Annotated in this window: 16 protein-coding genes; all 16 read right to left on the bottom strand. The window is 48.0% G+C overall.

Annotated elements, in window-relative coordinates; translation table 11 throughout:
* Nucleotides 1-18 precede the first annotated feature (18 nt).
* Genes AB4Z08_RS16065 through AB4Z08_RS15990 form a run of 16 tightly spaced genes read right to left on the bottom strand, consistent with a single transcriptional unit; the run spans nucleotide 19 to nucleotide 24624 of the window.
* Entirely contained in the window at nucleotides 19-1203 is a 1185-nt protein-coding gene (locus AB4Z08_RS16065; RefSeq protein ID WP_441574774.1) for an eCIS core domain-containing protein, read from the bottom strand.
* Nucleotides 1204-1210: 7 nt separating this feature from the next.
* On the bottom strand, nucleotides 1211-1738 hold the full coding sequence (locus AB4Z08_RS16060) for a hypothetical protein (RefSeq protein ID WP_441574773.1): 528 nt from the start codon (nucleotides 1736-1738) through the stop codon (nucleotides 1211-1213).
* A gap of 5 nt (nucleotides 1739-1743) precedes the next feature.
* Entirely contained in the window at nucleotides 1744-6324 is a 4581-nt protein-coding gene (locus AB4Z08_RS16055) for an eCIS core domain-containing protein (protein ID WP_441574772.1), read from the bottom strand.
* A 35-nt stretch (nucleotides 6325-6359) separates the two neighbouring features.
* On the bottom strand, nucleotides 6360-7724 hold the full coding sequence (locus tag AB4Z08_RS16050; protein ID WP_441574771.1) for a contractile injection system tape measure protein: 1365 nt from the start codon (nucleotides 7722-7724) through the stop codon (nucleotides 6360-6362).
* On the bottom strand, nucleotides 7717-9681 hold the full coding sequence (locus AB4Z08_RS16045) for a hypothetical protein (protein ID WP_441574770.1): 1965 nt from the start codon (nucleotides 9679-9681) through the stop codon (nucleotides 7717-7719). Before AB4Z08_RS16045 ends, AB4Z08_RS16050 begins: the two co-directional genes overlap by 8 nt.
* 11 nt (nucleotides 9682-9692) lie before the next feature.
* Nucleotides 9693-12986, bottom strand: coding sequence for a hypothetical protein (locus AB4Z08_RS16040; RefSeq protein WP_441574769.1), 3294 nt, complete (start codon nucleotides 12984-12986; stop codon nucleotides 9693-9695).
* Nucleotides 12987-12994: 8 nt separating this feature from the next.
* On the bottom strand, nucleotides 12995-17326 hold the full coding sequence (locus AB4Z08_RS16035) for a hypothetical protein (protein ID WP_441574768.1): 4332 nt from the start codon (nucleotides 17324-17326) through the stop codon (nucleotides 12995-12997).
* Nucleotides 17323-17760, bottom strand: coding sequence for a GPW/gp25 family protein (locus AB4Z08_RS16030; protein ID WP_441574767.1), 438 nt, complete (start codon nucleotides 17758-17760; stop codon nucleotides 17323-17325). Before AB4Z08_RS16030 ends, AB4Z08_RS16035 begins: the two co-directional genes overlap by 4 nt.
* 10 nt (nucleotides 17761-17770) lie before the next feature.
* Complete coding sequence (locus tag AB4Z08_RS16025) at nucleotides 17771-18082, bottom strand: PAAR domain-containing protein (protein ID WP_441574766.1); 312 nt, start codon at nucleotides 18080-18082, stop codon at nucleotides 17771-17773.
* A 6-nt stretch (nucleotides 18083-18088) separates the two neighbouring features.
* Nucleotides 18089-19789: a type VI secretion system tip protein VgrG gene (gene vgrG / locus AB4Z08_RS16020; protein WP_441574765.1), complete on the bottom strand. Its 1701-nt coding sequence runs from the start codon at nucleotides 19787-19789 to the stop codon at nucleotides 18089-18091.
* Nucleotides 19786-20577, bottom strand: a complete 792-nt coding sequence (locus AB4Z08_RS16015) for a CIS tube protein (protein ID WP_441574764.1) — start codon at nucleotides 20575-20577, stop codon at nucleotides 19786-19788. Before AB4Z08_RS16015 ends, vgrG begins: the two co-directional genes overlap by 4 nt.
* 1 nt (nucleotide 20578) lies before the next feature.
* Complete coding sequence (locus AB4Z08_RS16010) at nucleotides 20579-20758, bottom strand: DUF5908 family protein (protein ID WP_441574763.1); 180 nt, start codon at nucleotides 20756-20758, stop codon at nucleotides 20579-20581.
* Nucleotides 20759-20770: 12 nt separating this feature from the next.
* On the bottom strand, nucleotides 20771-21235 hold the full coding sequence (locus AB4Z08_RS16005) for a phage tail protein (RefSeq protein ID WP_208116168.1): 465 nt from the start codon (nucleotides 21233-21235) through the stop codon (nucleotides 20771-20773).
* Between the two features lie 5 nt (nucleotides 21236-21240).
* Nucleotides 21241-21723, bottom strand: a complete 483-nt coding sequence (locus AB4Z08_RS16000) for a phage tail protein (RefSeq protein WP_133809455.1) — start codon at nucleotides 21721-21723, stop codon at nucleotides 21241-21243.
* A 37-nt stretch (nucleotides 21724-21760) separates the two neighbouring features.
* On the bottom strand, nucleotides 21761-23578 hold the full coding sequence (locus AB4Z08_RS15995) for a phage tail sheath family protein (protein ID WP_441574762.1): 1818 nt from the start codon (nucleotides 23576-23578) through the stop codon (nucleotides 21761-21763).
* A gap of 11 nt (nucleotides 23579-23589) precedes the next feature.
* On the bottom strand, nucleotides 23590-24624 hold the full coding sequence (locus tag AB4Z08_RS15990) for a hypothetical protein (RefSeq protein WP_441574761.1): 1035 nt from the start codon (nucleotides 24622-24624) through the stop codon (nucleotides 23590-23592).
* Nucleotides 24625-24627: the final 3 nt, after the last annotated feature.

Raw genomic sequence — 24627 nt, 5'->3', positions numbered from 1 at the left:
ATTAATTTTTCAGGGTCATCAGGGTTTGCAGGCAGCATCTTTGGTACCTGTACAATCCACTGCTTTTTCGTTGGCAGCATCCAGCTTAGCCATATATTCCGCTACTTTTTCGTTGTATTTTTCACCCGCTTCTACAAATTTGTCAACGGATTGCCCTACGGCTCCGCCAAAGGATGGCACTTTATGTTTGGCCAGGTAGCTGAATACAAAAGAACCATGACTACCTTCATGGAAACGCAGCGTGGTATGACCAGCTTTCTTATCCTTTTTGGTAGTACCGCGTCCGTAGACAGATGTAGACTTAGGATCAGCCCCCGGTTTATAGGTGGTTTGAATCGTAATTTCCAGGGTAGCGGATCCTACGATTTTGGATATCTTATCGTTTTTAGATTCGTAAGACGGGCCTCCTGCAACATAGGAGGTACGGGTCATCGCAGATTTTCCCGGCGGCACCTCTCCTATGATATCCGGCAGTATGATCACTTTTACTTTACCTACCTGTCCGGATGCACTCACCACATGACCAGCGGTATCGGTGTCTGTTTTCATTTTCTTAGGTACGGGAGTAGATATTTCGGGAACATCTTTCTTTTGTACGATGCTGAGTTGTTGTCCCTGTTGCTGTACCACATGCGTTAGTTCATGTGCCAGCAGCCATTTACCCTCCCTGGTACCGGGGTTATATTTTCCTTTGTTGAAATAAATTTCGCCACCATAAGTAAATGCCTGCGCCTGTAATTGTGCCGCGGCGGCCTGTGCTTCCGTGCCGGTGTGAATACGCACCTTCCCAAAATCATAACCGAAGCTACCTGACATCTCTGCTGCAGTACCGGTGGGCAACGTATTGCCACCTCCTTTGGGCACCACGCCTGAGGGTGCATGTGCATTCCCCACCGCTTTAGGTGCAGATGCAGCGCTGCCTTCTTTTTTTGTGGCGATGCCTACCTGGTCATCCCGCTGATCCATGTTATGGGTATCTATGGAAGCGCGTTGTATCACCTTATCCGCCATTTGATCGGCTTCCTGCTCCTGGGGATCACCGGGAGTGCTGACGGTTAATTTGGCTTGTGGCTTTGCACCTGGCGGAAAAAACTGCGCATTGGCTTCTGCCGTTTCATGCGATGGCTCCGCCTGGAAGAATTGCTGCGCCGGCCTTCCTTCTCCTTTGTTCTTTTTTCGGCGCAGTTGTTTTTTTACAGCCATGGTATTATTATTTAGAGAGATGTTGAATTTCTTTTCTCACGAAATAATCGGTCGTGATTCCCATGTCCTCGCGCATTGCCAGCAGCAGCCGTTGCCGGGCCGCCACCGATGCAGCTGCATGTACACCATCTGTTGCCGCAGCGTGTTGCAGTTCGCGGAATGCTTTGATTACTTTAGCAGATGCGATCAACCCCAACTGAACTTCCAGTTCCTGAAAATCCAGGTTGACTTTCTCTTGTTGCTCCGCTGCCAGCTCATCTACTACAGACTGCCAGGCATCCAGGCATTTTTCGTATAGGTCTGCCCGATAGGTGAACTGCTTTCCCTGCATAATCTTATCACCATGATTGCTGATCGCATTACTGAGGATGAAGGTGCAAATAATACCCACTGCCGCAAAGATGATTACCATGGCCCGCGTACCGGGTTCCAGTCCCAGCTGCTCCTGCCTTAACAGCAGGTATCCCTGCCATACTACCCAGATCATCACCGTCAGTGTAAGCAATGCCAATAACATTTGAATGAAGCTTCGCATAGATGTTATGTTGTATATAGTTTTACATATGTTGGAGCCAGTATTACATTTAGCTTATCCCGTTCTCTTTTACTGAATACAAACTTACCGTTCAGTTTATATTCAATGAGCGACTGGTAAGTGGCAAATCTTACACCTTTGCGGTCCTTCATGATCTTAACAATCGCCTTGGCCCAGTCTTCCGTCATGTTATCAATTCCCTTCTCTATTTTTTTGGCGTTACCACAATCCAGGTATACGGGATCCTTCGTCCGTTCAGTTAAATAATAGGATTCAGGTCGCTGATCGACTTTATTATCTATCGTTTTACTTACTATTTTCGTTTGTTTCAAGGTAGCTGGATCCACAAATAATGCGGTACAACTAAGGGAGGATGGCACATTCCGCTCATCCTTTCTAATGGAAAGTATCTCTTTCAAATCCTCTCCGGGAGGTATTTTGGCGGCTTCTGCTGCCGACCATGGAGCCGGTGTCGTCAGGTTATAAGTAGGTTTTACCAGGTAGTCCACCATTAAACCGCTTTCCACGGCTTTTTTAACATTCTGCTCTACCATGTCACGATGAGTAGCATTTGCCTTTCCGGTCAACGGCGTCAGATTTCTGTAGTCGTCACCGCTTCCTCCCACCTGTTGATTTAATAAATGCCCGAGTATATAGTATGGACCGCTATCTTTCCTACGGCGTTTCATATTTTTATATGATGCAGGAGCCATACCCTGATTCGGTTCAGTGCCTACCAGCTTGCTCTTCTTCGTCAGCTTTTTCGTATGCATTTCCGTACCGAATTGGGTCGTTGCGTTAAGGGCGCCAAACGTCAGTTCCGGATCAATAAATCCAACGATGTCTTTCTTGAACAAAGGCCCCATTATAACGCTTAGTTGATCCATCAGTGCCCTGATCTCTTTTTCTTTGTCTTCCGCAGTATACTTAGGTGTTTCTTTCTTCTTTTCAACTGCCGTGATCTGTGCATATTTATTTTTTGCTTTGTCTTTCCTGGCCTGCATTTTCTTTCCTTCCGGACTGCGTGGTTTATCAACTACAATGGCAGCCAGCCAATTGTCAAACTTCATAGGGGTACTCTGTACCATCAGCTGCGCACTTTGTTCCGAACCGGCAAAAGAGATGGTATGCATTTCTCCGTCTTCGGCTTTAAACTCCTTACGTAGTCCCAACCATCCCAGCACTTTGTTCAATGCGGCCTTTCCTGCTTTGAGGATCGTATCTATCACGCTGAGTGCGCCATTGATCAGCCAGTCTATCGCATCATCTACTTTTTTGCGGCCCGCGGTTACGATATCTTTGATCTTATCACCTACTGGTCCGATAATTACTTCTACCGAAAATCCAATTACTACCGGTACTGCCTTGGCAAGCACTTCTTCAAAAGCTATCTGTGCGTGCTCCAGTTTTCCGCCGATGATCTCTGCCAGGTTATCCATAGCCTGGTTCGCCAGGTTGAGCATTTTGTTTACATAAGCAATGCCTGTCTTCATCGTATCATACACCAGGATAAGTGTATTGATGGTAGCGCCTATGCCCAGCGGGTCTGCACTGGTAGCAAGGCGTTTCATAATTTCTGCAGATATTTTTTCTGACACCCAGCTAACAATGCCACTGATGACCATATCCGTGAGGTCGTCCAGTTTTGCTTTGGCTTTGCGGAGCAGTCCTTCTGCGCCTTCCTTTATCCAAACGGTCACCCATTCCAGGGCGCCTGTCAACACATCCTGCATTTTCCGCATCTTGGCTACACGCTCCTTGCCTATCTTTGGATTCTCTTCCATCCGTTTGTATACATTCTCCATGTTGATGCCGAAAAGATCCAGCACATATCCCAGTATATTACGCAGAGAAAAATCAGCTGGCGGTGCTACAGCCACGGCTCCTTTCACTTCACCAAACAGCCATTCCAGCGCGCCATGCAGCATATGTGTACCGAGATTATCATAGAAGCGGACAAAGCCTCCTTTGATCACGTTCCATACATTCTTCAGGAACTCACCCGGTTTTTTGATGATGTCGGAGAAGTTATGAGCGGCCTTCGCAATAACTGCAGTGACGAGTGTAGGATCGATGCCGATCAAACTCAGCAGATTGCGGAAGAACGTCCAGAGGCCCCGGGCCAGTTTACCATCCACGAACACCTGTTGTATCACAGTGAGCGCTGCTGCTTTGATCTGCGGCCACTTTTCTTTCAGGTCTATGAACTCGGCAATGACCGGGATCTTTTTCAGGATCACCTCTGTGAGCCAGTCCATGACAGGATCTTTAATACACTTCGGTACCAGGGCAAAAGGGCCGAGGATGAAATCGCCCAAAAAGTCCAATACATTTCCCGCTACTGCCACCAGCTTCAGGAGCATATCTATTACGCGCTGCATAAATGCACGCACATCTTCCATGCCGGCGTAAATACGTTCAAAGATCCATACCACTTTATCTTCCGCCCAATCCTTGATGCTGTCGATAGCTTTAGGCACCCAGCTCACGAGTGAATACACCGGGCTGAGATATTCGTTGCTTTGCAGCCCACTGAAGAAGCTACTTACGTTAACGGCTATATTATTTACTTTTTCCAGAACCCATTGGCCTGCGGCAATGATGGTTACTTTTATCCGGTCGATCGATTTATTGAGAGCCGGCAGTAATACATCCCGCAGCGTCATTTGTTTGTTGGCTACCGCATCATCATCATTCCCCATGGCAGTAGCTGTATCTGCTACACTGTCCAGCCATTTGGTGGCATCCTCCTGCATCTTGCGGATGGCATCCATATTAATCATCGCGCCGATACCGCTGATCACGCTCTGTATTGGTTCTATCACCGGGCGTAGCTGTGTTTTAATAAACTGCCACGCTTCGTTTAGTTTGGCCGACACAAAGTCCATGAAGCCACCTTCATCGGAGCTGTTGATGCCCAGTTTTTTACAGATCCAGGCCCAGGCATCGCGGTAGGGCTGAATGATGATGGCATCAAATTTATTCCAGATCCATCTGCCAAAATCCTTGATGCGGTCCCACACTTTGCCCGCAAAGGCGGTAACCTTGTCGAGTGCGGGCGCCATATAGGTATCCCAGATCTTATTCAGCCATTGTCGCAGTGGCTCGATGGCTTCCATCAGCCGGTCCCATACGGCACCTGCAATGGCTTTCACCACCACAGAGAGCAGGTTTAATGCAGCAAACAACGGCTTACAATCGCCTTTGGAAAGCCCATCGAGGATAACGGGAAGCTGATTTTTAAGATGAATAAATATCTGGATGATGAGCATAAACTGCTCATCTGAAAATCCTAATCCATTGAAGAGTTCCCGGAAAAGGTCGAACAATGCGCCTTTGATATAACCAAAAACACCTTGTGTTTTTACGTCTTTATAGAACTCGTAAATATCTGCCGGCAAATGCGATTGCAATACAGATTCAGCGCCATTGAGCAGCATATCTGTCCAGGAGGTTTCCTTTTCTTCCCCTTTCTCTTCATCGCGTTGCACGGTTTTAGCAGCGCCCTGTTGGACAGTATGCGTAAGTTCATGTGCCAGCAGGAAACGGCCACTGGTCGATTCCGGCTGGTACTTGTTTTCTCCGAAATAAATATGATGCTGGTAAGCAAATGCCTGCGCTCCGATTTCCTGGCTCAGCGAAGCCGCTTCTGTGCCGGTATGAATACGCACTGCGCTGAAATCGGCCTGGAACGCACTTTCCATGTTTTTCCGTACCGGCTCGGCCAGCGGAGTTCCGGACTCGCTTGTTTTGAGACGGGCAGAAAAACTATCACTGGTATGGAAACTGCCATCACCGGCGCGTTGTAACCCCTTTACGGGTTTAGTGAGTACCTCTTCTCCCTCCTCCTCACTCCGTTGAATATTATTATTGCCATTACCTTCCGGGCGACTGCCGCCACCACCGGTAAACGATAGCTGCGGCATGCGCAATACTTTTTCGGCCATCCGGTCGGCTTCTATTTCCTGTGGATCATCGGGGCTGCCTACTTTCAGACTGGCCTGCACCGGCATAGGCACTGTGGCGGTGGCTTCGTCTGGCTTGGTATGCAGTTGCTCCACGCCTTCACAATCTGCACATTTTGCCTGTACGGTTTCTTCTTCCTCAGCAGAACGTTGCACGGACGCTTCCTCTTCTGTACTTTTTGCCTGCACCGTTGCTTCTTCTTCCGATGCGGTACGTTTTATTTCTTCCTCCTGTTCACAGTCTTTGCATTTCGCCTGCACCATTGCTTCTTCTTCCGAAGCGGTGCGTTTTACTTCTTCCTCCTGTTCGCAGTCTTTGCATTTCGCCTGCACCGATGCTTCTTCTTCCGAAGCGGTGCGTTTTATTTCTTCTTCCTGTTCACAGTCCTTGCATTTTGCCTGCACGGGTGCGGCTTCGGCGGTCCTGCTGATACCGGGTATAAATAAAGATTGAATATCCGGCATGGCCGCTTCTGTATCCATTTCCCTGGAAATAGTGGCGGCAAAAAAAGGTGGTGCCTGTTGGGACGCACGCCGCTGCGGCGACTCTTCTTTCCGGAAAAGTTTACCTGCTTTGAGGCCAGCCTTGGGAGGCGCGTTATGGACACCGCTTTCGCTCATGGAGTCATTTCAGGGTAAATCAATACATCTGCAGCTTACCACTGCACGTATAATATTTGTGGCATCCAGGCATATTTCACCATCGATACCTTGTTAATGAGAATATCTTCTGTCCGGGTATTTACGGTCAACATCCAGGCACCATCGTTGCGGCGTGACAGTTGTCCTTCTCTTTGCAGGAAAGCAGTACTGAACCAGGATGCTGAAAATTTCCGGTCTTTGCGCCATGCTTCCATGTATGCTGACAGCATTTCTTCTGCTGCCTGCTTCGCTGTGTCATCAGGCGACAATCCCGGATCTACGGGCATATGCAGGGGCCAGTCGCAGAGCAGTTTATTCAACAACCAGTCTTCTTCCCCACCGGTGGCAGCATTGCCGTAACAGATATAGTGCAGCAACAGGATGGCCCGTTGCTGTGCGGCTTCATCAATAAATTGCCGGTCCACCACATAACCCAACGTTCTGAAAAGCCGGCCACATTCCATCCAGAGCAATACCAACCCGGCATTTTCGATTTGCAGTCCGCGTTGCAACTGGGCTGCCAGTGACATGGCAACAGCTACCGGAGAAGCAGCTGAAGTAACAGTAGGATTAACGGCGTTAGTACGGATAGAGGCACCGGTATTTTCTCTGTTGGTCGCCATTGGAACAAAAAGCGGCCGTTCCTTTTCCAACAGCATGTGTTGAAAAAATACCGGCCACTGCTCCGCATTTGGCAATAGGTTATTAGGTAAAAGTGTGACAGTATCTGCCGTGGTGGCATTTCCCTGGGCTGTAATAGCGTATGACGTTGACTTACCTGTTCTTGCAGATTCCTGCTCCATCAGTGTCTTCAGGGTGGCTTCATCGCAGGAAAATGTGCGCAGGAAAAATTGTTTCATACCAACCGCGCCCAGCAGATAATATAATCGCGTCCATACAATCGGATCTTCCTTGCCCGCCGTTTTCAACAGCTGTTCCAGTTCCGGTTGTGCGCGGTCGGGTAATGCTTTTATTTCCTCCTGCAATGCGGTAATCATATCCGCACCATTGTAAAAAGCACGGATTCCATATTTTAAAAAGAACAGGCGAAGTGCAATCGTGTATTCGCTTCCGTTAGTCAGGATAATATTCTCCGGCTGCTGCTTTGCCAGCTGTTCTTTGATGGCAATAGACAGCTGTGATAATAATTGTTCATGAAAACCTGCATCATCGGCGCATTCCAGCGAAAGAGAAATAGTTGGAATTTCTATATACTCCGTTTCACCGACCAACCCATCCAACATGGCCGACAGTTGCCTGATAAAATCTGCGGTATGCAAACGATAGCCCAGTTGCTGTTGCAATTGGGTTGCCAGCAATGGTTGGGAGGCATTTACCTGCACTTCCATCCGTCCGATGATGTGTTGTTGATCACCCACGATTTATTGGTTGCGGATTCAGGGTGTAGTAATCAATACTCGTAACAGGGCAGCAGCCAAAGCGATAGGGTAAAAAGAAATCTGCCACAACAGTGTATCCTTTTATTTCCGCCCGGTCTGTTTTGCTGCACTCATTCAGTTCTATCTGTTCATCGTTGTCGGTGAAGATCAACACCAGTGTTTGTCCCTGCTGCATGGCGGGCCTATGTTCCAGCCCGGGCAGGTATTGCAGCTGCGCGAGCGTGGTGGCACTGTTAATCATCACGGCAATGACATCCACACAGAGATTGTATTCCAACAGGTATTTCCCCAGATCAAAGCCTACGAGATAAAAGGTTTTGCTATCACCATTTAAAGCAATGGTTTTTCCCATATGCCCTTCTACCCGCAACCAGTGCATGGGTTCAAAGTTGAAAGCCAGTGGCATCAATACTTCCGGCCGCGTGCTGTAGCTATCGTTGACCACATCGGTAGACGACTTATCTTCATCGCCTGAATATGCATTATACGACAACAGGGTATCTGTACGCCGCAACACGGTGGTTTCATAATCCCAGAACTGGTGCACAGAATAAATGCTGTTGCTGTCCAGCGGGTAATAGTAAGGAATAGCCGTTTTGCCCAGGAGACCCGCACTACTGCGTGTAGGCGTTAACTTTATGGGAAGATTTTTAACCTCATCATTGTCATCCGGATTAACGAGCGATTCCCAGTAGTCTGTTGAATCCAGTTTCTCCTCTATCGCCTGGTTAGTATAGGCCAGGGCTTTATCCAGCTGTAAAAAGGGAAGATCAAAAGTGCGTATCATCACCATCATGCGCCAGTGCATACAGCGTACTTCCCGGATAGCGGCATCTCTTTCCGCGATGATGGCCAGGTCGCGGAATATCAGGGGCTGATAGGTGGTACGGCCACCGAGTACAGGTCCCAGCAATACCACTAAACCTTTGCTGTCCTGTGCAGTGAGGTCCGTACAGGTGCATTTGCCGCGGTAGCCATTCAGTTTTAGCACCAGTTCGTTATAGGCCGTAGTCAGATCGCGTAACCAGTCGTACACATATTGAATGTAATAGAGATGCAATCCTTCTTCATAAAAAGCATTCAGTTTAAGCACCAGGATTTTCCGGTACAACTCCAGCGTAGCCGCGCCCTTATGAGAAAGCAGCGGACCAAAAAGGTCATGCAATAATTTCAATGCATCGCGGAATTCCTGCATATAGTCATCGATGATACCTTTGTATTCAAAGAAGATCTGCTCGTAGGTAGTCACCGTTTGGAAAGGTGGTTGCAGGTTACTTTCCTTTAAACCTATTGCCGGATTAACAATCGCCAGTTTCCGGTAACCGAAGCGGGGAATGGTTAACAGCGGAAGTTGTAATACAGGGCGCAGAAAGGAATCTACTGCGGCAATGTCAATATCATCGGGCGAAAATGCTTTGGAAAAAAGCGACTGGTCATCGTCTTCTTTCGGTGCTTCTATCCCTGCCGCTCTTGCCATGGCATTGCGGGTAACGAGTATCCAGTATAAATCAGGCCCTGATTCCTCATTACCGGGGAGCGCCAATAATAAAATAATTTTATCCCTGTTAAGATTCCGTTCCGGAATATCATCTGGGTGTTGTTGCTTCAATGAGTCTACGGTATCGGGTGCTGCGCCATCTGCTGCCAGTTGCAGGAACTCCATATGTTTCGGATCCAGCTTATCCAGTTTCAGGTAAGCGAGCATAAACTGACTAACCGCCTGGCTGTTATTGGTGGTTGTCTCCCCATTATCATTCCCTGCGGGCAGGGGCTTTACGTAATACCGGAACTTCTTTTGCGGGGTATGTAATATCGTGCCATCAGGGAGTATAACGGTACCTTCTGTTACTTCAATAGAGCAATCTGTATTTACGTGTACATCAAGACCGCAAACTACGCCGTTGCCGGCAAAACAGGTATCAATAGTTTCTTTCATGAATCGGGTTGTTAGAAATAATGAATCTGATTTTCCTTCCAGTTATTCATCAGCGTTACCAGCGCATCATTGGCTTCAGCAAGACCCGGCTGTTGTTTAGTACAGAGCCGTTTTATCCATTCGTTATAGGTGGCCTCGAATGCCAGCATATCGGTTCTGCTTAACAGGACATACCGTACGGAAAGATGTGCGGGCATTTCGCGGCGAAGCGTTTGCATAAACACTTCCAGCCGGTCACTATCCTTAAACCGGTCTGCCCAGTCCGGCAATGCGATGGTGATCCAGAAGGAGTAGGGATCTAGCATTGTCACATCTTCCGGACAACAGATCATGGGGGTCAACAACTGCGTAAAAGTGGTATTACGCGGCCGTAAAAGAATATGTTCCAGCAGGTGGAAACTGTCGTCGTTGCAGTTACCGGAGGCCAGTCCCCTGAGGTATTCCAAGCGTTTTGCAGCCCCTTCACGACCTGGGGTAGGTTCCAGCATCAGCGCATTTTTAATAGTGCGTGAAGCAGGCGGTATATTCAGCCAGAAGCCAACTACGTTTTCATCCACGATATCGTAGGCACTGCCATCACCAGCCCTGTTGAGGAAATCGAGTCTTGCTTTTTTAGCCTGTTCAAAACTTCTGAATCGTTCAACGCTCACCAGTAAACGTGCGCCCCCAGCTCCTTGTGGCCTGATATAAAAAACATATTCCGTTTCAGCACTGGTATTTCCGAGGTTGTCCGTTTCGCCTACGCCGACTTCAAATACAGGCTCGCAGGTGATGGTATGCCTGGTAGCATCAGACATGCCCAGGATAGCGCATACTCTTTTGCGAACACCTTCTACGTTATCTGTTTTCCAGTAACGCAATTCATCTTTTTCAAACTGGTATATAAAGCCGCTACCGCGTTTGGCACCTAATGCAGGCACCTGTTGCAGGAAGCGTTGTTTATCTGCAATACTTTCCGGCAGCCCTTCATCGATCGCCCACGCATCTCCATCAGAGAGCGGCATTTCGATGCGGTACAACTGAAGTGCATAATCGGTGAACTGTTCCCCGAAACGCGCCAGCATATGATCCAGCAGGCGGTTATGGTAAATTTGCTGATCGGTATCACTACCTTCTGTGAGTTGCTTCAATGCGGTGATGTATGCGTTTTGATCATCAGCTTTAAATGCCTCCCATTCCGGGTTGGGGTCTACTTTATTGAGGGTGGATTCCACTACCTGCGCCCCTTTATAATCCAGCAATAATTCTTTTATGCCGGGGATGTTGTACAATGCCTGGTACATGGTGGCATCATCACCTTTAACAGACAGAAAAGTTTTTACACTGGAAAGCTGGGTCAGATAGTTGGCCAGCAGCTGATCATAGAAAAAGAGATATCCCTTCAACTGTTTGGCCTGTGCCTGGCGCAGCTCTGGCTGCTTTTTAGAAATTCCCGTATTACCGATTTTATAGGTGCGCGGGAAATCTTCCTGCACGCTGGTAAAGTCCGTCAGATCAGTCAGCACCCGACCATCCGGCACCGGCAGATCCAGTTGCTGTTCCCGGTTTATTTTGGTGGTACTGTCCGGGTGTACATCCATGTATTCTTTCAGCCGGAGCATGTCTACCGGCACTTCTTTGTAATGGGAGATAACCGCAAAAGACGAGCAGTCAATGCTGAGAGCCGGGAGACATTTGCAGTCTAACTCAATACACCATTTTTCGACACTCACATTATCATCACGATCTTTACAGAGGTACATATCCAGTCTTTCGATCTGCACCACGCCTGTTACCGCGGCAATAATCTGGTAAAGGTCGGAACGATATACCGTTTGCCGGGGTTGCGCCTGCAGCAGTTCTGCTTCATCAATAAAGCCATGCTGCAGCAACGGTCCTTTATACACCGGGTCTGCGTTATAGTATTTTTTTGCCTGTATGAACACATCGCTGTAATAATCATCCATGGCAACGGGATCCCATACCCCTGTTACGGCGGCTTTGAAGGCGGTATCTCCGGTGATACGTTTATTCAATAAGCTTTGCAGGGCAGTCGTCAATTCATCCGGGAGCTGTGCCGCCTGCAAAGCGTCTATTACCGCCCGGTCTATTTCAAACTGTGCATAGCGATACATCATTTCTTCCAGGCTGTAGAAACGGATAACAGGAGATAAATAATGTGCTACGGCGCGATATACGTTGGTCAGCACCTCCCATTTATCAGCGGCAGGATCGAGTTCCAACGCCAGGTCCAACCCCAACCCTACTGTTTCCGAAATATGTACGTCCGGATGAAAATCTTCACTGAGGTTGCGTACGCGATGCAGTCTTCTTTTAGCTTCTGCAATGATGTCCGCTTCATCTCCTTCAAACCCTTCTTCCAGTCGCAGCGTAACGCTGTAGATACCTTGTGGCAGGAAGAGGTTATAGTCTGCCGGCTGATCTTTTTCAGGCAATTCACCGATACGCAGACTACCTGCGAAATAAAGACATAGCAAAGGATCAAAGTAGAAGAACGCCTGCAGGTCCTTGATGTTATCTATCAATGCAATCAGATCGCTCAAGCCGTTAAATCCGCCCATATCGCTGCGCAGTGCAGCCAGCCAATTGATTAAGGAATTGAAGTCGTCTGCAGGATCTAATGGAACATCCAGGCTAAGCAGGTAGCTTTCTACAAAGAATAATGATTCATCGTAGTAATTTGCTGCCATGTAGAGCAACATCACTTTTTTGAATCCTTCATCGGGATTAGCTTTCAGCAGCCTGTCCACTAATCCTTCCCGGAACTTTTGCCTGGCGGCTTCTTTTTCTTTATCACTGATACAGCTATTGAAAGCTTTCAGGAGTTCCGTATCTATGCTGTCTATCTTCGGTAATGTGATCGTTCCTCCAACCATATCGAAATAGGGCTGCAATTGTGCCGTGGCGTATGCATCCAGGAAACCATCCGGCCAGAAGAAGCGCACTTCAGCATCTTCCAGTTGCTGTACCCAGGCATTTTGTACGCCGGGCATGTCGATCAGGATCTTTCTCAGATCCAGGGCGGTTACCGGCGCGCAGGGCAGTATCTGGGCAGCAGTGTAAAATGAATCGTTGTTGGGCACTGCAAACAGGTCGGCCGGCGACATATTGCTTCTATACCCCAGATCCGTGATCGCATAGCAAAGTATCTCCAGGATGGTAATACCCGGATCGTGTAAATTATAATCTGTCCAGATATCTGAGGCAAGATTTTCGATATGCCGGATCCCTTCCCGGCGCAGCAATTGCCAGTCCATGGAAGGTGGATACAACGGATCTTTAGGTATGATGAGAGAAGTACTCATACGTTAATTTATTTTTGGGGCTTATCTATTTTGATAGTAGTGAATTTGCCGGGAGTGAATGTAAGATCCACTGTCATGGCAGTCACCAGGTTGTTTTGCAACACGGGCGTAATACGGTATGCATGTTCTCCGGCGACTCCTTTTCGTGGGTCTGTTGGAATTTTACCTGTCAGTACTTTCTCTTCTACTTCTTTCTTCAGCACTTTTACCATGGCCTTGATAATTGCGTCTGCATGTATGAGGCGAGGCTGCCAGGCCTTCAGCAGCAAATCGTGCAATTGCTTTGTATGCTCCTTTGCTGCCGGTGTCTTAACGGTATCTGTCTTAATCGCTACCGGTGTGGTATCCGGTACTTTGACCGTATCGGCATTTGCCGGCGCCGGGGTTTTATCCGGCACGGTGTAAGTATCCTTTTTTTCCGGTGCCGGTGTCACATACTCATCAACCGCTAACGTTGGTGGCCGGTCCTCTTCACAACCGCCACAGGCACAGCGGTCATTGTCTTTGATCACGTTGATGTCGTGATCTATTACATTGGGATTGTCTTCATTAAGGCGATCCAGGTAAGTGGTAAGTACAGAGGCAGCGGTATACGGTGTAATCACATCTACCTCGCTCCATTCCAGGATATCCTCAAATTCTTCCGCCATCTGTCGGGAAGAGAAATGTTTTATTTTAAGATTCGTTACCACATCTACGTAGTCGAGGTTTTCCAGGAACTGCAGTAAACGGGTTCTGTTAACCGGTGTACCGAACAATAGTGGTTTCTTACCGGTAGCCCATGGCGCCAGGAATAATTTCAATGCCTCATTCAGCGCCTTGGTATAGTACGGAATATCTTTTCCCGGATAAAAGCGTACACATACCCGTATCCTGATAGGTTCAAACCGGGCATTGATAACATCGAGGCGATCATGTCCATCATCGCATCCGCAGTCGTCGTTGCAGCAGCAGAAACCAGGCTCTCCGTATCCGCCCACGAAATAGCTGTTTCGTGCAGCCAGGAATTGTTTCATCGAGGTTAGCTCTCCTGCTTCGAAAATGGGATAGAACATACGGTTGCCGGTCATCTTATTGGGAAACGGTATCGCCGCTACCGTTACATGTCCCGGCCGTGCGGTATAAATGCGGCGGGAATGTGGCAAACATTTCAGCACATCTATTTCAGGGAAAGCTTCGAGCAGCAATCTTTCATAATCCCAGGTAGTGACGGCCCTGTCTTTATGACGGAGTCTTTCGTGTATCCGTGTGAGATAGCCATCCCGATCCGATTGTTCGGAGGTGCGGCCATGGAAAGAAGCATATGGCTGGGTGACAGATTTCACGCTCACATCCCGGAACTTCAGCGCAGTAATCGTAGCCGGCGGGATGCCGTCTGTCAGGTGATCTTCTGTGTTATTATTATCGCGGAATTCAGCCTCTGCTGCATTCACATGAATATCGATGAGCATAGGCAGGGCATCTACCATCACATCATCTTCCGGTATTTCTACGGCAGAAGCGCGCAGCCAGTAAAGGTCCGTACGACCATCCTTTCCGGTAATAGCGGTATTACCATTTTTGATATCGTCCGGAATCTGGAAAAGGATAATACCGGTTTGCTGCATGCCCAGCGTAGTATCTTTGAGTATATATTGCGGCGGCAATTCGATCCAGGTATCTGCAAGGTAAGACCAGGCAATATCCGGTGCATAGTGATCCGGATTACCGGTGCCAGGAGCCGTTTTGAATAGCAGTGACAATGTTTGATCGGGCGTCAGTTGTTCAAAGCCCAGGAAGAGATTACCGTTTGCAGGAGCTGGTCTGGGACGACGATTATCAAACAATTCCGGGCCAATAGGTTGTTGTGGTTCCGGCATCGTCATCACCGGCGCAGGGCTGATACCTTCACCAGATAAATCTTCCCAGTTACCCAAAGAGTTGAAGGCGCTGAAAAAGTGTCTGCTGGACAGTCTTCCATCGGTTCTCGGATACAGTATCTGATCCGCCAGGATAGTTACCGGGTTAGTACGATAGGCAAATACAAAATTATTGGCATCGAGTACATAAAAATTATCTCCCTCCCAGATAGCGTCCATCCTGATCCAGCCGGACACATTACCGGATAAATCTACCGGGAATTTCCCGGACGCCTGCAGCGGACCTTCTTTTTCGGTGTATCCTGCAATGTCTGGTCCACCATTATCCTGTATTACCTTCCAATCCCCATTATACAAAAATGCTTTGTTGTTCAAAGACAGGGAATCATTACCGGCATGCCACATATAAAAATAGGCGGGGTCTTTGAAAAACAACTCCTGGAACCGGATATAAACCACCGATGTTGTTTTACCTATCACCAGCTGATTCCTGGATTCCACTTGTCCTTCCGGTGTTTGCCGGTAGAAGACACCTGGCTGACCAGGTTGGATCAACTCACCCAGAAATTCCGTTGGGGTTTCTGCATACCTGTACAATTCACCACTATAGGTAAACACTTTCGCCTGCCATACGGTGATATCGTCTTCCTTTAAATCCTTCGTTTTAAAACGGATAAAAGGAGGTGTATGATCATCTATAGGTAGTACAGCGGGGAATGTTGGATGTAACCAGATGATGATCCGTTGTGTCCAGGCTGTCATGCCATCTTTCTTCACCATTTCTGCCTTGTTCAGATCACCTCCGCTATATGGTGTTACGCTCACTACCCTGTTGTACAGGCTGAATTGGGCATCCGGTGCAATTCCTGATTGCTGCGCATAGCCTACTGCCTGGTAAAACTCATTCCGGATTTTAGTCAGCATTTCATCGGGCATGCCGGTATTATTGTAGGTGCCATAATAATCTGAAACGCTACCATCATACAGGTTCAACTTCATCAAACCTTTTTCTGTGGAAATTTCCACCTGGAAGTTATCCAGTATGTCCACGATATCGATACCATTGCACAGGAACTCCATGGAGATCATCCGATCCAAACCATTGGCCATCCAGAGTTCTGTGCTGCTTACACTAAATCCTGCATAAGCCTGCAGCTGTTCCAGTTTTTTAGCCAGTTTGAGCTGTTCTTTGATCACAGCTACGGGACGTGTTTCATACAGATCCAGCAGGCCCTGAATTTTCCGGTTCTGGTACATCAGTCTGTCGTATACCGTTTCTCCTGAAAGTGCCCGCCATGCTTTTGTACCTGCCGGCCACTCTTCTTCCAGGCCATCTCTTTTATCAGCGGCCGGTAACGCATAGGCACGTTTAATGGGTACGCCGTTTTGTATTTCGTCTCTCATATACAGGTTCTGACGTTCCACCAGTTTTACAGGTGAAATCACCAGTTCATCTGTCAATGCGTAACTCATGGGGAGTCCGTTGCTGTCCGCACCTGCTTTGAGTTCCGTACCGGCAGTGATGAGATGTGGTGGCAGTTTGAGTGCCAGCTCAAATACCACATGCACTTTATCAGGCAATAGTTGCCTTTTCTCCAGGCGCAATACATCGTGGTAATAAAACAGCAAATGTTTTTCTACCTGACTGTTGAGTTCATCCTGCAGGTGTTTAAAAAGATGCAGGAAAGTAATGAACAGTGCAATATGTGGTTCATGATTGTGGCGGGAACGGAGAGAGCTCTGAAAAGCTTTCCGTACTTTTTCCAGTATGATGGACAATGCTTTGTAGAACTTCAGAAAGAGGCTCCACAATTCATCGATATATTCATACGGTAAAACGAAATCTATGCATTCGAAGGCAGCTTTGTCTTTTAGCCCCCATGGCGCAGCGCAGCCGTAGGTACCAATAAATCCTTCATACAATTTAATCGCGTTGGGATCTATGGCTTTATGAAATTGTATCAGGCGATATAGCGGATCTGGCAGCATGCTGCTGATCACATTGAGGATATCCTGTTTCAGTGGATGATCCACCGGAATTTTCTGGCAGATATGAAGGATTGTGATGGCCAGTCCGTAGATACCGCATTCGGTGCTTTTGATCATCTCCTCCATAATAGCAGCAGATGACTGTTCACCGGGTTTGGCGGTGCCCATGTCTTCCTGTTTTCTGCGGCGGCGATACAGTATTTCCTTTGAGCGGAAAGCAGTACGCGGACTGTCCAGGTCAGTCGCAGCGAGGATGGCTAACAAACTGGTGGTATCAGATTCCCAGAAAGGCAGCCAGTCGCCGGCTTCCTTGTTGTCTGGTCCCCAGTGGCGTACATGCGCAGACAATCCACCTGCAAAGGCAATCAATTCTTCTATAGCGCGATCATCCAGCTTTAGCTGATCGGGAATAAGACTGATCAGGAGTCTGTCCCGCTGTTGTGTGCCTCCATGTATCAACGGATGGCGTAATGTGTTGCAGTGTAGTATCATAACTCCACGTTTGTGCCCTCTTGTTTATAAAATGGGTATACGATGCTAAACCTGTTATTAGTCGTTCTGACTACATAGTCCATCTGTATTTCCAGTGTACCTTCCAGTTCTGTGGGTGCAATTACGAGCGACAGTATTTTTATACGTGCTTCGTATTTGGCTACATTTTTCCGGATCAGGTCTTCCAGGTAAGTAAGAAAAGTGACGTTGAGCGCGGAAAAAACATAGTCTTCGGGATTACAGCCGAAGTCTGGTTGCAGCACCCGTTCACGCACGCTGGTACTGAATAATATCCGCAGGCTCTGGTCAATATCTTCTTCATATTGTGCCATCCCTACTTTGCCGGTAGTACGGTCAAAGGCCGGCGGAAATGCCCAGCCTTTACCGAGAAAGGCTTTTTGTTCGTTTTGCGGATTTAAGAATAAATATTCCATGATGATGTTTTTATCCTCCTATAAATACATTGGGTGAACCTGTTTGAATCATGCCTCCGGGCATATGTGTGGTTTCGTCCATTTGTCGTGCTGCGGCCTGACTACCGAAGAATACAGAAGAAGAACCCTTTTTGATCATATTGCCTGGCTCCACGCACATACACATATCATTTTGCACAGCGGCGGCCAGCTGGTTAATAAATACCCTTGCCGCGCCTGTGGCCATTACCTGTCCGGGGCCGTGGGGCGTATTCGGCGGCGATGATAGTGGTTTGGGACATATATGCACATCCGTGTTACGTGCTGCTGGTTTACCTGGCATAATGGATCAGTTTAAATCGATTCGTGTACCATTTATTTTGATGCCCTGCGCCGATAACTCAATGGAAGTACTTGCGTCCAGTGTAATACTGATCTTCTGTCCACTCCCATCCAGCTCTATTTTCGGGCTGTTGTCATCTCCTGCGCTGAGTAGAATTTTCTTGTTATCATCGTCAAAAATGAATTGCATACCTGCTTTGGATATCAATCCTTTTTTGGCATTCTGGTCGCTGGCCGGCAGCTGTTGTGGCGCCACATTTTTATCGCTGTGTACTGCACCGAGTACTACCGCATCATTGGGGTCGTTGTTGATAAAGCCAACAATCACTTCATCTCCTACTTCCGGTCTGAAAATAAATCCACGCTGATCGCCGGCATAAATGTTCACCATTCTTGCCCAGATGCCATCTGCGCTGGTGCTATTGGGGTTTTGTGCTACAAAAGGTAAGCGCACCTGTATGCGATAGTCGCCACTGCGACTGTCGCCTTCTAACTTAGACACGATGCCTGCATGCAGGCCACGAATACCGCTGACAAGGCCCGCAGCATCCGGGGCGGCAGGTTCTGTTGTGTCTGCCGCAAAATTTTTATTCCAGCCAAATTGTATATCTGTTTTCCAGTTGCCATTGATCACCTGGTGTAATACTGCTGTAATGAGATGGGTACCGTTAAAGCGATCTCCAACTCCGTTTACCTCCAGGGTGTCGCCGGGTAGTACTTTCACTCCATTTACAGCGGCACGGCCTTTTACGTGAGACAATGTTCCCCGTTGCTGTTTGGCTGCCGCCCATGCGCTGAGTTCCTGTGTATCCATATCGCCGCCATGATAGAGCTGTACAGGATTATCTTTATACAGCACATCCGGAAAATCGCGTTGTGCACCACCGCCGCCGGTAAGTGCGCCTGCTACGCCTGACAACAAACCGCCTGCGCCGCTGCTGTCTGCTCCTGCCGATTCCTCTGCTACCTCCTGCCGGGTGTAATCCCAGGTACTTCCTTTCACCGAAGGGTAATGATCCCGCGCATCCAGTTCTGATTCAAATTCCAGTATAGGAATGCCTTTATTGCCTATGCCAAACTGCACCTGCAGATCCGGCGTTGCTTTTACTGCGGGCTTTTTCATATGCAGGGTACCCGCGTCCAAATGCAGACAAAGACCATTCGCATCTGCGCGCAGCAGCATGAAGTCCCAGTCAGTAACATTGTATTGTACCAGCTCCTTATGGGTGTAGCCGGGGCTTTCCATGGTGCCGGCGCTTACATCGGGATAACTGTTGAGGATATCCTGCACCAGGTCTTTATCAGAAACATCGTAAAAGTAGCGGCTCCTGCGGGCTACCGTTGCTTTCACAGCAGCATCCCTGCATTCTATCTCCAGCCGGAAATAGCGGTCCTGCTGCACTTTCACCGCATGGCGAATGATGATACCTTTGAAAATAGTTTCTTCCTTCTGGTCATATCCCAGCAGAATTTCCACTGTTTTACCGGGAGAGAAAAAGTCCTGATTACTTTTGGCAAACTCCTGTTTTTCCACGGAGCCATCGGCAAATACCAGCCTGGCCCAGGGAATCCGGTTGAATTCCAGTCCTACCGAAAGAGATATCAGGCCACCTGGAGACATGGTCACTTCTTTGCCGTCGGCCCTAACGGTCACGGCTACGTTGTGTGTCTCCCTGTTCTGCGTTTCCGCTGTTTGTGGCAGGATCATTTTTTCGTGGTTTTATCGATGGGTGGAAGAATAAGCTGTGTACCGGGTTGCAGGTTTCTGAAGTTGGTGAGCTTATTAGCCTTTGCTATTTCCAGGTAATATTTCTCGTCTTCATAAACATCATCACAGATGCGCAGGATATTTTCTCCTGCCAGCACCATGTGGTGGCGGCTAAGATCGGGCGACAACAGCGACAGCAATGCCATACTATCTTTAAAGGGCGTATGTGCTTTGAGCTTGAGCGTTATTTCCGCGCGGAGCGGAATACCATCCGGACTAAAAAGATTGTAACTGATGTCCATGCTCATGAGAAGTCCCATGAAGACCAGCTTACCATATTGCACCAGCAGGAAAGGTGTACGATGGCTTTCATCTTTGAAGTCATATACGGCGGCCTGCAATTGCGCCACTCTCACCGGTACATAGGCGCCCTGTGCCTCCGCAGGCAATGCATTCATTACGCTGCCTATCAGGTCGGCAGAGGGCATAGTGCTTTGCGCTACTACGCCTGTACCATCCATGATAAAGCGGAGTTCCAGTTCTTCCGGATTTACTTTATCAAACTGCAGTTCCGTTCCGGGTGTTCCTTTGGTATCAGGTTCATTATACTTGATACTAAAGCTCCTGCTGATGGATTCCGGGTTGATCTGCACTTCAAATATTTTCGTGGTAAGGGTGGATGCAATGGTGCTGGCATCCATACTGCCGAGGCCACCCAGTCCACCTTTGCCGGAGGTATCCGGACCCGGCAACGAAACGATGCGTAATTTGGTAATTGATCCGTCCATGTCAGCGATCTTTTTGTCGTTCTAAAATTTCCATCACCTGTTGCACTGCCTCTTCGATGATGCTTAATTTCACCGCCTCGGAAACCCCTGCCTGCGGGGCTGCTACCGGGTTTCCGGCAGCATTGGGATTAGTGGCCGTAACATTGGCCTTCACCAGCAGTTCCTTTATAATAATGGGCATGATGAAAATGATTTAGGAAGATTTAGTGAAATAATTGTAGTTGATCTGTATCGTTTCTACAGCGATGTCGCTGTTTTGCGCATTGAATCCACTGATTTCCCATTTGGTAGGATAAGCATTTACCAGGTGCCAGGCCATGAGTGGCTTAGGGCTTCCCTGGCTGCCGCCTTCCACATCCAGCAGGAATATGTGCAGACTTTTCGGCGAAAAACTAAAGTCTTCAATCGCTTTACGACACCACTCTACCAGCGGTGAACTGACTTTCAGTCCACGTTTCAGCACCAATGGCTCCGCGCGTGCAGGCAGCGGGAGCTGATGCGTAAAACGGTTTTCGCCTGCTTCCTTGACGGATTGTGTTTCCATGCTCATGGAAAGCCCTGACAGCTCCTGGAATTCCGAATCGCTGTCGGGCATACCATCAATCACGACTTTGAAGTAAAAACCCGCTGGCGGATAATTATTTCCTATTACCGGCATACTATTTATTTATATTCTACTGTCAAATCCTCAATCGCCAGTTCCAGTGTTTCTACCGCAACTTCATTGGCATCCGCTTTCATGTCTGTGAAAGCTACTTTCACCGGGAAAGCGTTGGTCAATGTCCAGGCGACTACCGGATTGCCTTCTTCATCGTTGAGGGTAATCACAATGTTTTTACGATAGTCAACTCTTTTGCGTACAGAACCTGGTTTTCCGCCATCACCTATCCAGCTGAAGAATTCTGCATTCGCATCTTTGAATCCCTGGATGAGTCCTTTTTTGAGGGTTACATTCGCGAACTTGCGGAGCCCTGGCATTTTGATCTTGGAGAAATTGGGATCATTACCATGTCGGTATTCTATCAGGTCTACCTGGTAGTCCAATCCGCTCACTTCTGTGAAGCCGATCTGGTCTACACTGTTAAATTCCTGCTCCGGGCGGGAAACCTTGAAATAGAATTTCGGGAAAGGATAACTCTTTGCCATTTGCTATAAAAGTTTAAATGCTTTTAAAAATTTACCGTTAAGATTCGACCAGTTCGAACTTGTGTTCGTACTGCAATACGATGAATTCTGCTGGTCTTGCTACTGCCACCTTGATGAAGATGCGCATGATACCATTGAGTACATCGTCATCGCTCATGGATTCTGGTGCGCTGCAAATCACTTCGTATGCATCGGCGGGAGTATTGCCATAAAGGCCGCCGGCTTTCCAGAGCCTGTTGAGGAAACTCTTGATCATGGCGCGGACCTTGATCCAGGTTTGTTCATTATTGGGCTCAAATACGAAGTCCTGCATGGCGATAGCCACAGAATCTTCTATGAAGCAGAAAGTGCGGCGCACATTTACATATCTCCATTCGAGATCGTTGCCGGCCAATGTTCTGGCACCATATACCAACAGACCACGGCCCGGATAGGTGCGGATGGCGTTGATGGCTTTACCATTGGAAGGCGCATTCAGATTGGCATGCAGGTCATCATCGATGTCCAGCGCTGGTCTGATACCACCGAAAACACTCACGTTGGCAGGTGCTTTCCATACACCGGCGTTGGCATCTGTGCGTACATAGATACCAGCGATAGCGCCGCATGGAGGCAGTGTTACAGCTAAATTTGAAATAGCATCCTTGATCTTACCGTAGATGAGGTTGTTCGCATCCTTGATAACCTCGAGGCTGAAGTTTGTCAGCGGAATGCTCACGCCATTTCCGATGGCTTTCACCGCTGCTTTTAATGCTGCGAGCGTAGTTGTCAGCGTTCCCTGTGCAGTAGTTACTGCGGTATTAGCAGTATCCAGCGCTGTTTGCAAAGTAGTCAGTGCAGTGTTCAGGATAGTCTGAGGAGCTGCACCTGGCTTATCCACGTCTTTTCCAACGTCCGTTGGCAGCGGATTTCCTGAATCCTTTGAGATTTTCTTGAGTTGTACTACCAGGTCAGCATCAGTAGCCGCAGGAGTTGCGGTCTTATATGCGTCCAGGGCAGTTTTCAGATAGGTGAGCACTTTTTTATCAGCGGTCAATCCATCCACTTTAGCTACCGCAGCAGGCAATGCGGTTGTGGCAGCGAGATAGGCAGCAGCTTTTGCCTTGAGGTCAGATACCGTACCCGTGTCGCCAGGTATTGCCTGTATATGGGATTTCACCACTACATCTGCTTCTGCGTAGTTATAGCTGAAGATCGTTTTGATGTAAGGATAGTAAGCCATCCCGTATTTCTTATATTCAATATCGCTCGGCATATTGGTCTGGAAGCCGTTCTCAATAGCGGTAAGGTCATCACCGTTTACATCATGCAGATCGATTACCGTTACACGGTCTTTCATTTTGCTGCAATGTTGTAAAGCCACTTCGATCACTCCTTTGTATTCAGTTTCATCAAGGGAGGTACCATCGGGGAAAACGAGGATCGTTACTTCCTGGACTTTTGTCAGTGCGGCGATCGCATTTTTGATATCATCCGGAGCCGGATCTGTATCATATCCGCCAACAGACAGGATGTAGCATGGGCCACCGCCGTTAGCATAATAGAATAACAGGGAATGATACATTTTGAATTTAAAGTCCGTAGGCTCTGTCACCTTCACCTCCGGCTGACCGGTGCTTTCATCAATGGTGACATCAATGTGCTGTAGCGGTGCACTTCCGAACAAGTCTTCATATTCTTTCATCGACTTGATCCTGGTGGGTTTTCCGCGCAGGTTGTCTCCCTTCTTCTCCGCTTTCTGGGTATAACCAACGAAAACCGGTACGGCGCTGGGGATGACGCCCACCGTTGGGGGGAGTGTAGAAATTTCCTGGGTGTAGACGCCAGGCATTCTTAAATCTAGCAAGGCTGCCATGTTATTTGCATTTAGAGTTTATAAATGATAGTTGTATTTTTCATGCTTCTATCCGGAATTGCGATATGTCCTACTTCTCCGCCTAAATCTTTATTCAGTTTTACAATGGGCTGTTCACCATCGGCTAACACAATGGGGATCAGTGATTCAAAGAGATGTACTTCTTTTATTTTCCCATCGGCTTTGAGTCCATCGATATATGTTTTTTCTGTGGGAGTAGGTGCTCTTTTGACGATGCCCACACCAGGCGGATAACGGGAAGAACCCGATACGCTGTAGGCAATCGTGAGTTTGGCAGGATCTACGGTGGCACCACCGCGATCAAATGGTTCTATCAGGTAGTATTGCCACTTGGAAGAACGTGCACCGAGTGTGAGTGTAAATACCAGGTTGTCGTCACCAGGTTTTAATTGCAGATGAAGGACCGCCCAGTTGTTGCTTTGCTTCAACAATTCATCACTCAACACCATTTTCATATTGGCGGTACCACCACCTGTCAGCTGTTTTTCCAACAGGTACAAACCAGGTTGCTGCACAGTTATTTTTACCGCGCCACTCAACTTATCCACAGCTTCCGTACCTACATCTATCCATCCTCCGGCGGTGGCAGCAGGGCGTTTCAACGTTACTGCATCCACCGTACCAATGGGAAAATTGAGCATGGTTTGCTGACCGGCGATATCAGGTAATTCATTGACGGCAGTTAAAATCAACTGCTGCTGATACGTACCATCTTCTTTGAGATTAGAAAACCAATACCGTCCTTTTCCGAAGCTGTTGGTGATATTCAACAGGTCTGTTTTTATTTGCACACCGAAATACAGATCGATAACAGTATCCAGTTTTATAAAAGGATCTCCTGCTTCATCGCGTTTCAGATAGATGCGCAGATTACCATCTGTCTGGCGGAATTTCATGCCGTATGCATCCATGACAGCCAATGCAGAAGGCAGCGGTGTAAAAACAGCATCTGTAGCATGTGCATTACTATAGTATGCATGTTTTACCTCAAGCGAAACCAGTGGGGTGTATTTGAAGTGTAACATTAT

This window comes from Chitinophaga sp. RAB17 (assembly GCF_052114225.1).
GTDB lineage: Bacteria > Bacteroidota > Bacteroidia > Chitinophagales > Chitinophagaceae > Chitinophaga.
The sequence above is the reverse complement of the archived record's forward strand: the minus strand, read 5'-3'. Positions and strand labels throughout refer to the sequence as shown.

Excerpts from the sequence above, each read along its gene's own strand:
- AB4Z08_RS16065 (WP_441574774.1), bottom strand. The coding sequence starts at position 1,203 with ATGGCTGTAAAAAAACAACTGCGCCGAAAAAAGAACAAAGGAGAAGGA.
- AB4Z08_RS16060 (WP_441574773.1), bottom strand. The coding sequence starts at position 1,738 with ATGCGAAGCTTCATTCAAATGTTATTGGCATTGCTTACACTGACGGTG.
- AB4Z08_RS16055 (WP_441574772.1), bottom strand. The coding sequence starts at position 6,324 with ATGAGCGAAAGCGGTGTCCATAACGCGCCTCCCAAGGCTGGCCTCAAA.
- AB4Z08_RS16045 (WP_441574770.1), bottom strand. The coding sequence starts at position 9,681 with ATGAAAGAAACTATTGATACCTGTTTTGCCGGCAACGGCGTAGTTTGC.
- AB4Z08_RS16040 (WP_441574769.1), bottom strand. The coding sequence starts at position 12,986 with ATGAGTACTTCTCTCATCATACCTAAAGATCCGTTGTATCCACCTTCC.
- AB4Z08_RS16035 (WP_441574768.1), bottom strand. The coding sequence starts at position 17,326 with ATGATACTACACTGCAACACATTACGCCATCCGTTGATACATGGAGGC.
- AB4Z08_RS16030 (WP_441574767.1), bottom strand. The coding sequence starts at position 17,760 with ATGGAATATTTATTCTTAAATCCGCAAAACGAACAAAAAGCCTTTCTC.
- AB4Z08_RS16025 (WP_441574766.1), bottom strand. The coding sequence starts at position 18,082 with ATGCCAGGTAAACCAGCAGCACGTAACACGGATGTGCATATATGTCCC.
- vgrG (WP_441574765.1), bottom strand. The coding sequence starts at position 19,789 with ATGATCCTGCCACAAACAGCGGAAACGCAGAACAGGGAGACACACAAC.
- AB4Z08_RS16015 (WP_441574764.1), bottom strand. The coding sequence starts at position 20,577 with ATGGACGGATCAATTACCAAATTACGCATCGTTTCGTTGCCGGGTCCG.
- AB4Z08_RS16010 (WP_441574763.1), bottom strand. The coding sequence starts at position 20,758 with ATGCCCATTATTATAAAGGAACTGCTGGTGAAGGCCAATGTTACGGCC.
- AB4Z08_RS16005 (WP_208116168.1), bottom strand. The coding sequence starts at position 21,235 with ATGCCGGTAATAGGAAATAATTATCCGCCAGCGGGTTTTTACTTCAAA.
- AB4Z08_RS16000 (WP_133809455.1), bottom strand. The coding sequence starts at position 21,723 with ATGGCAAAGAGTTATCCTTTCCCGAAATTCTATTTCAAGGTTTCCCGC.
- AB4Z08_RS15995 (WP_441574762.1), bottom strand. The coding sequence starts at position 23,578 with ATGGCAGCCTTGCTAGATTTAAGAATGCCTGGCGTCTACACCCAGGAA.
- AB4Z08_RS15990 (WP_441574761.1), bottom strand. The coding sequence starts at position 24,624 with ATGTTACACTTCAAATACACCCCACTGGTTTCGCTTGAGGTAAAACAT.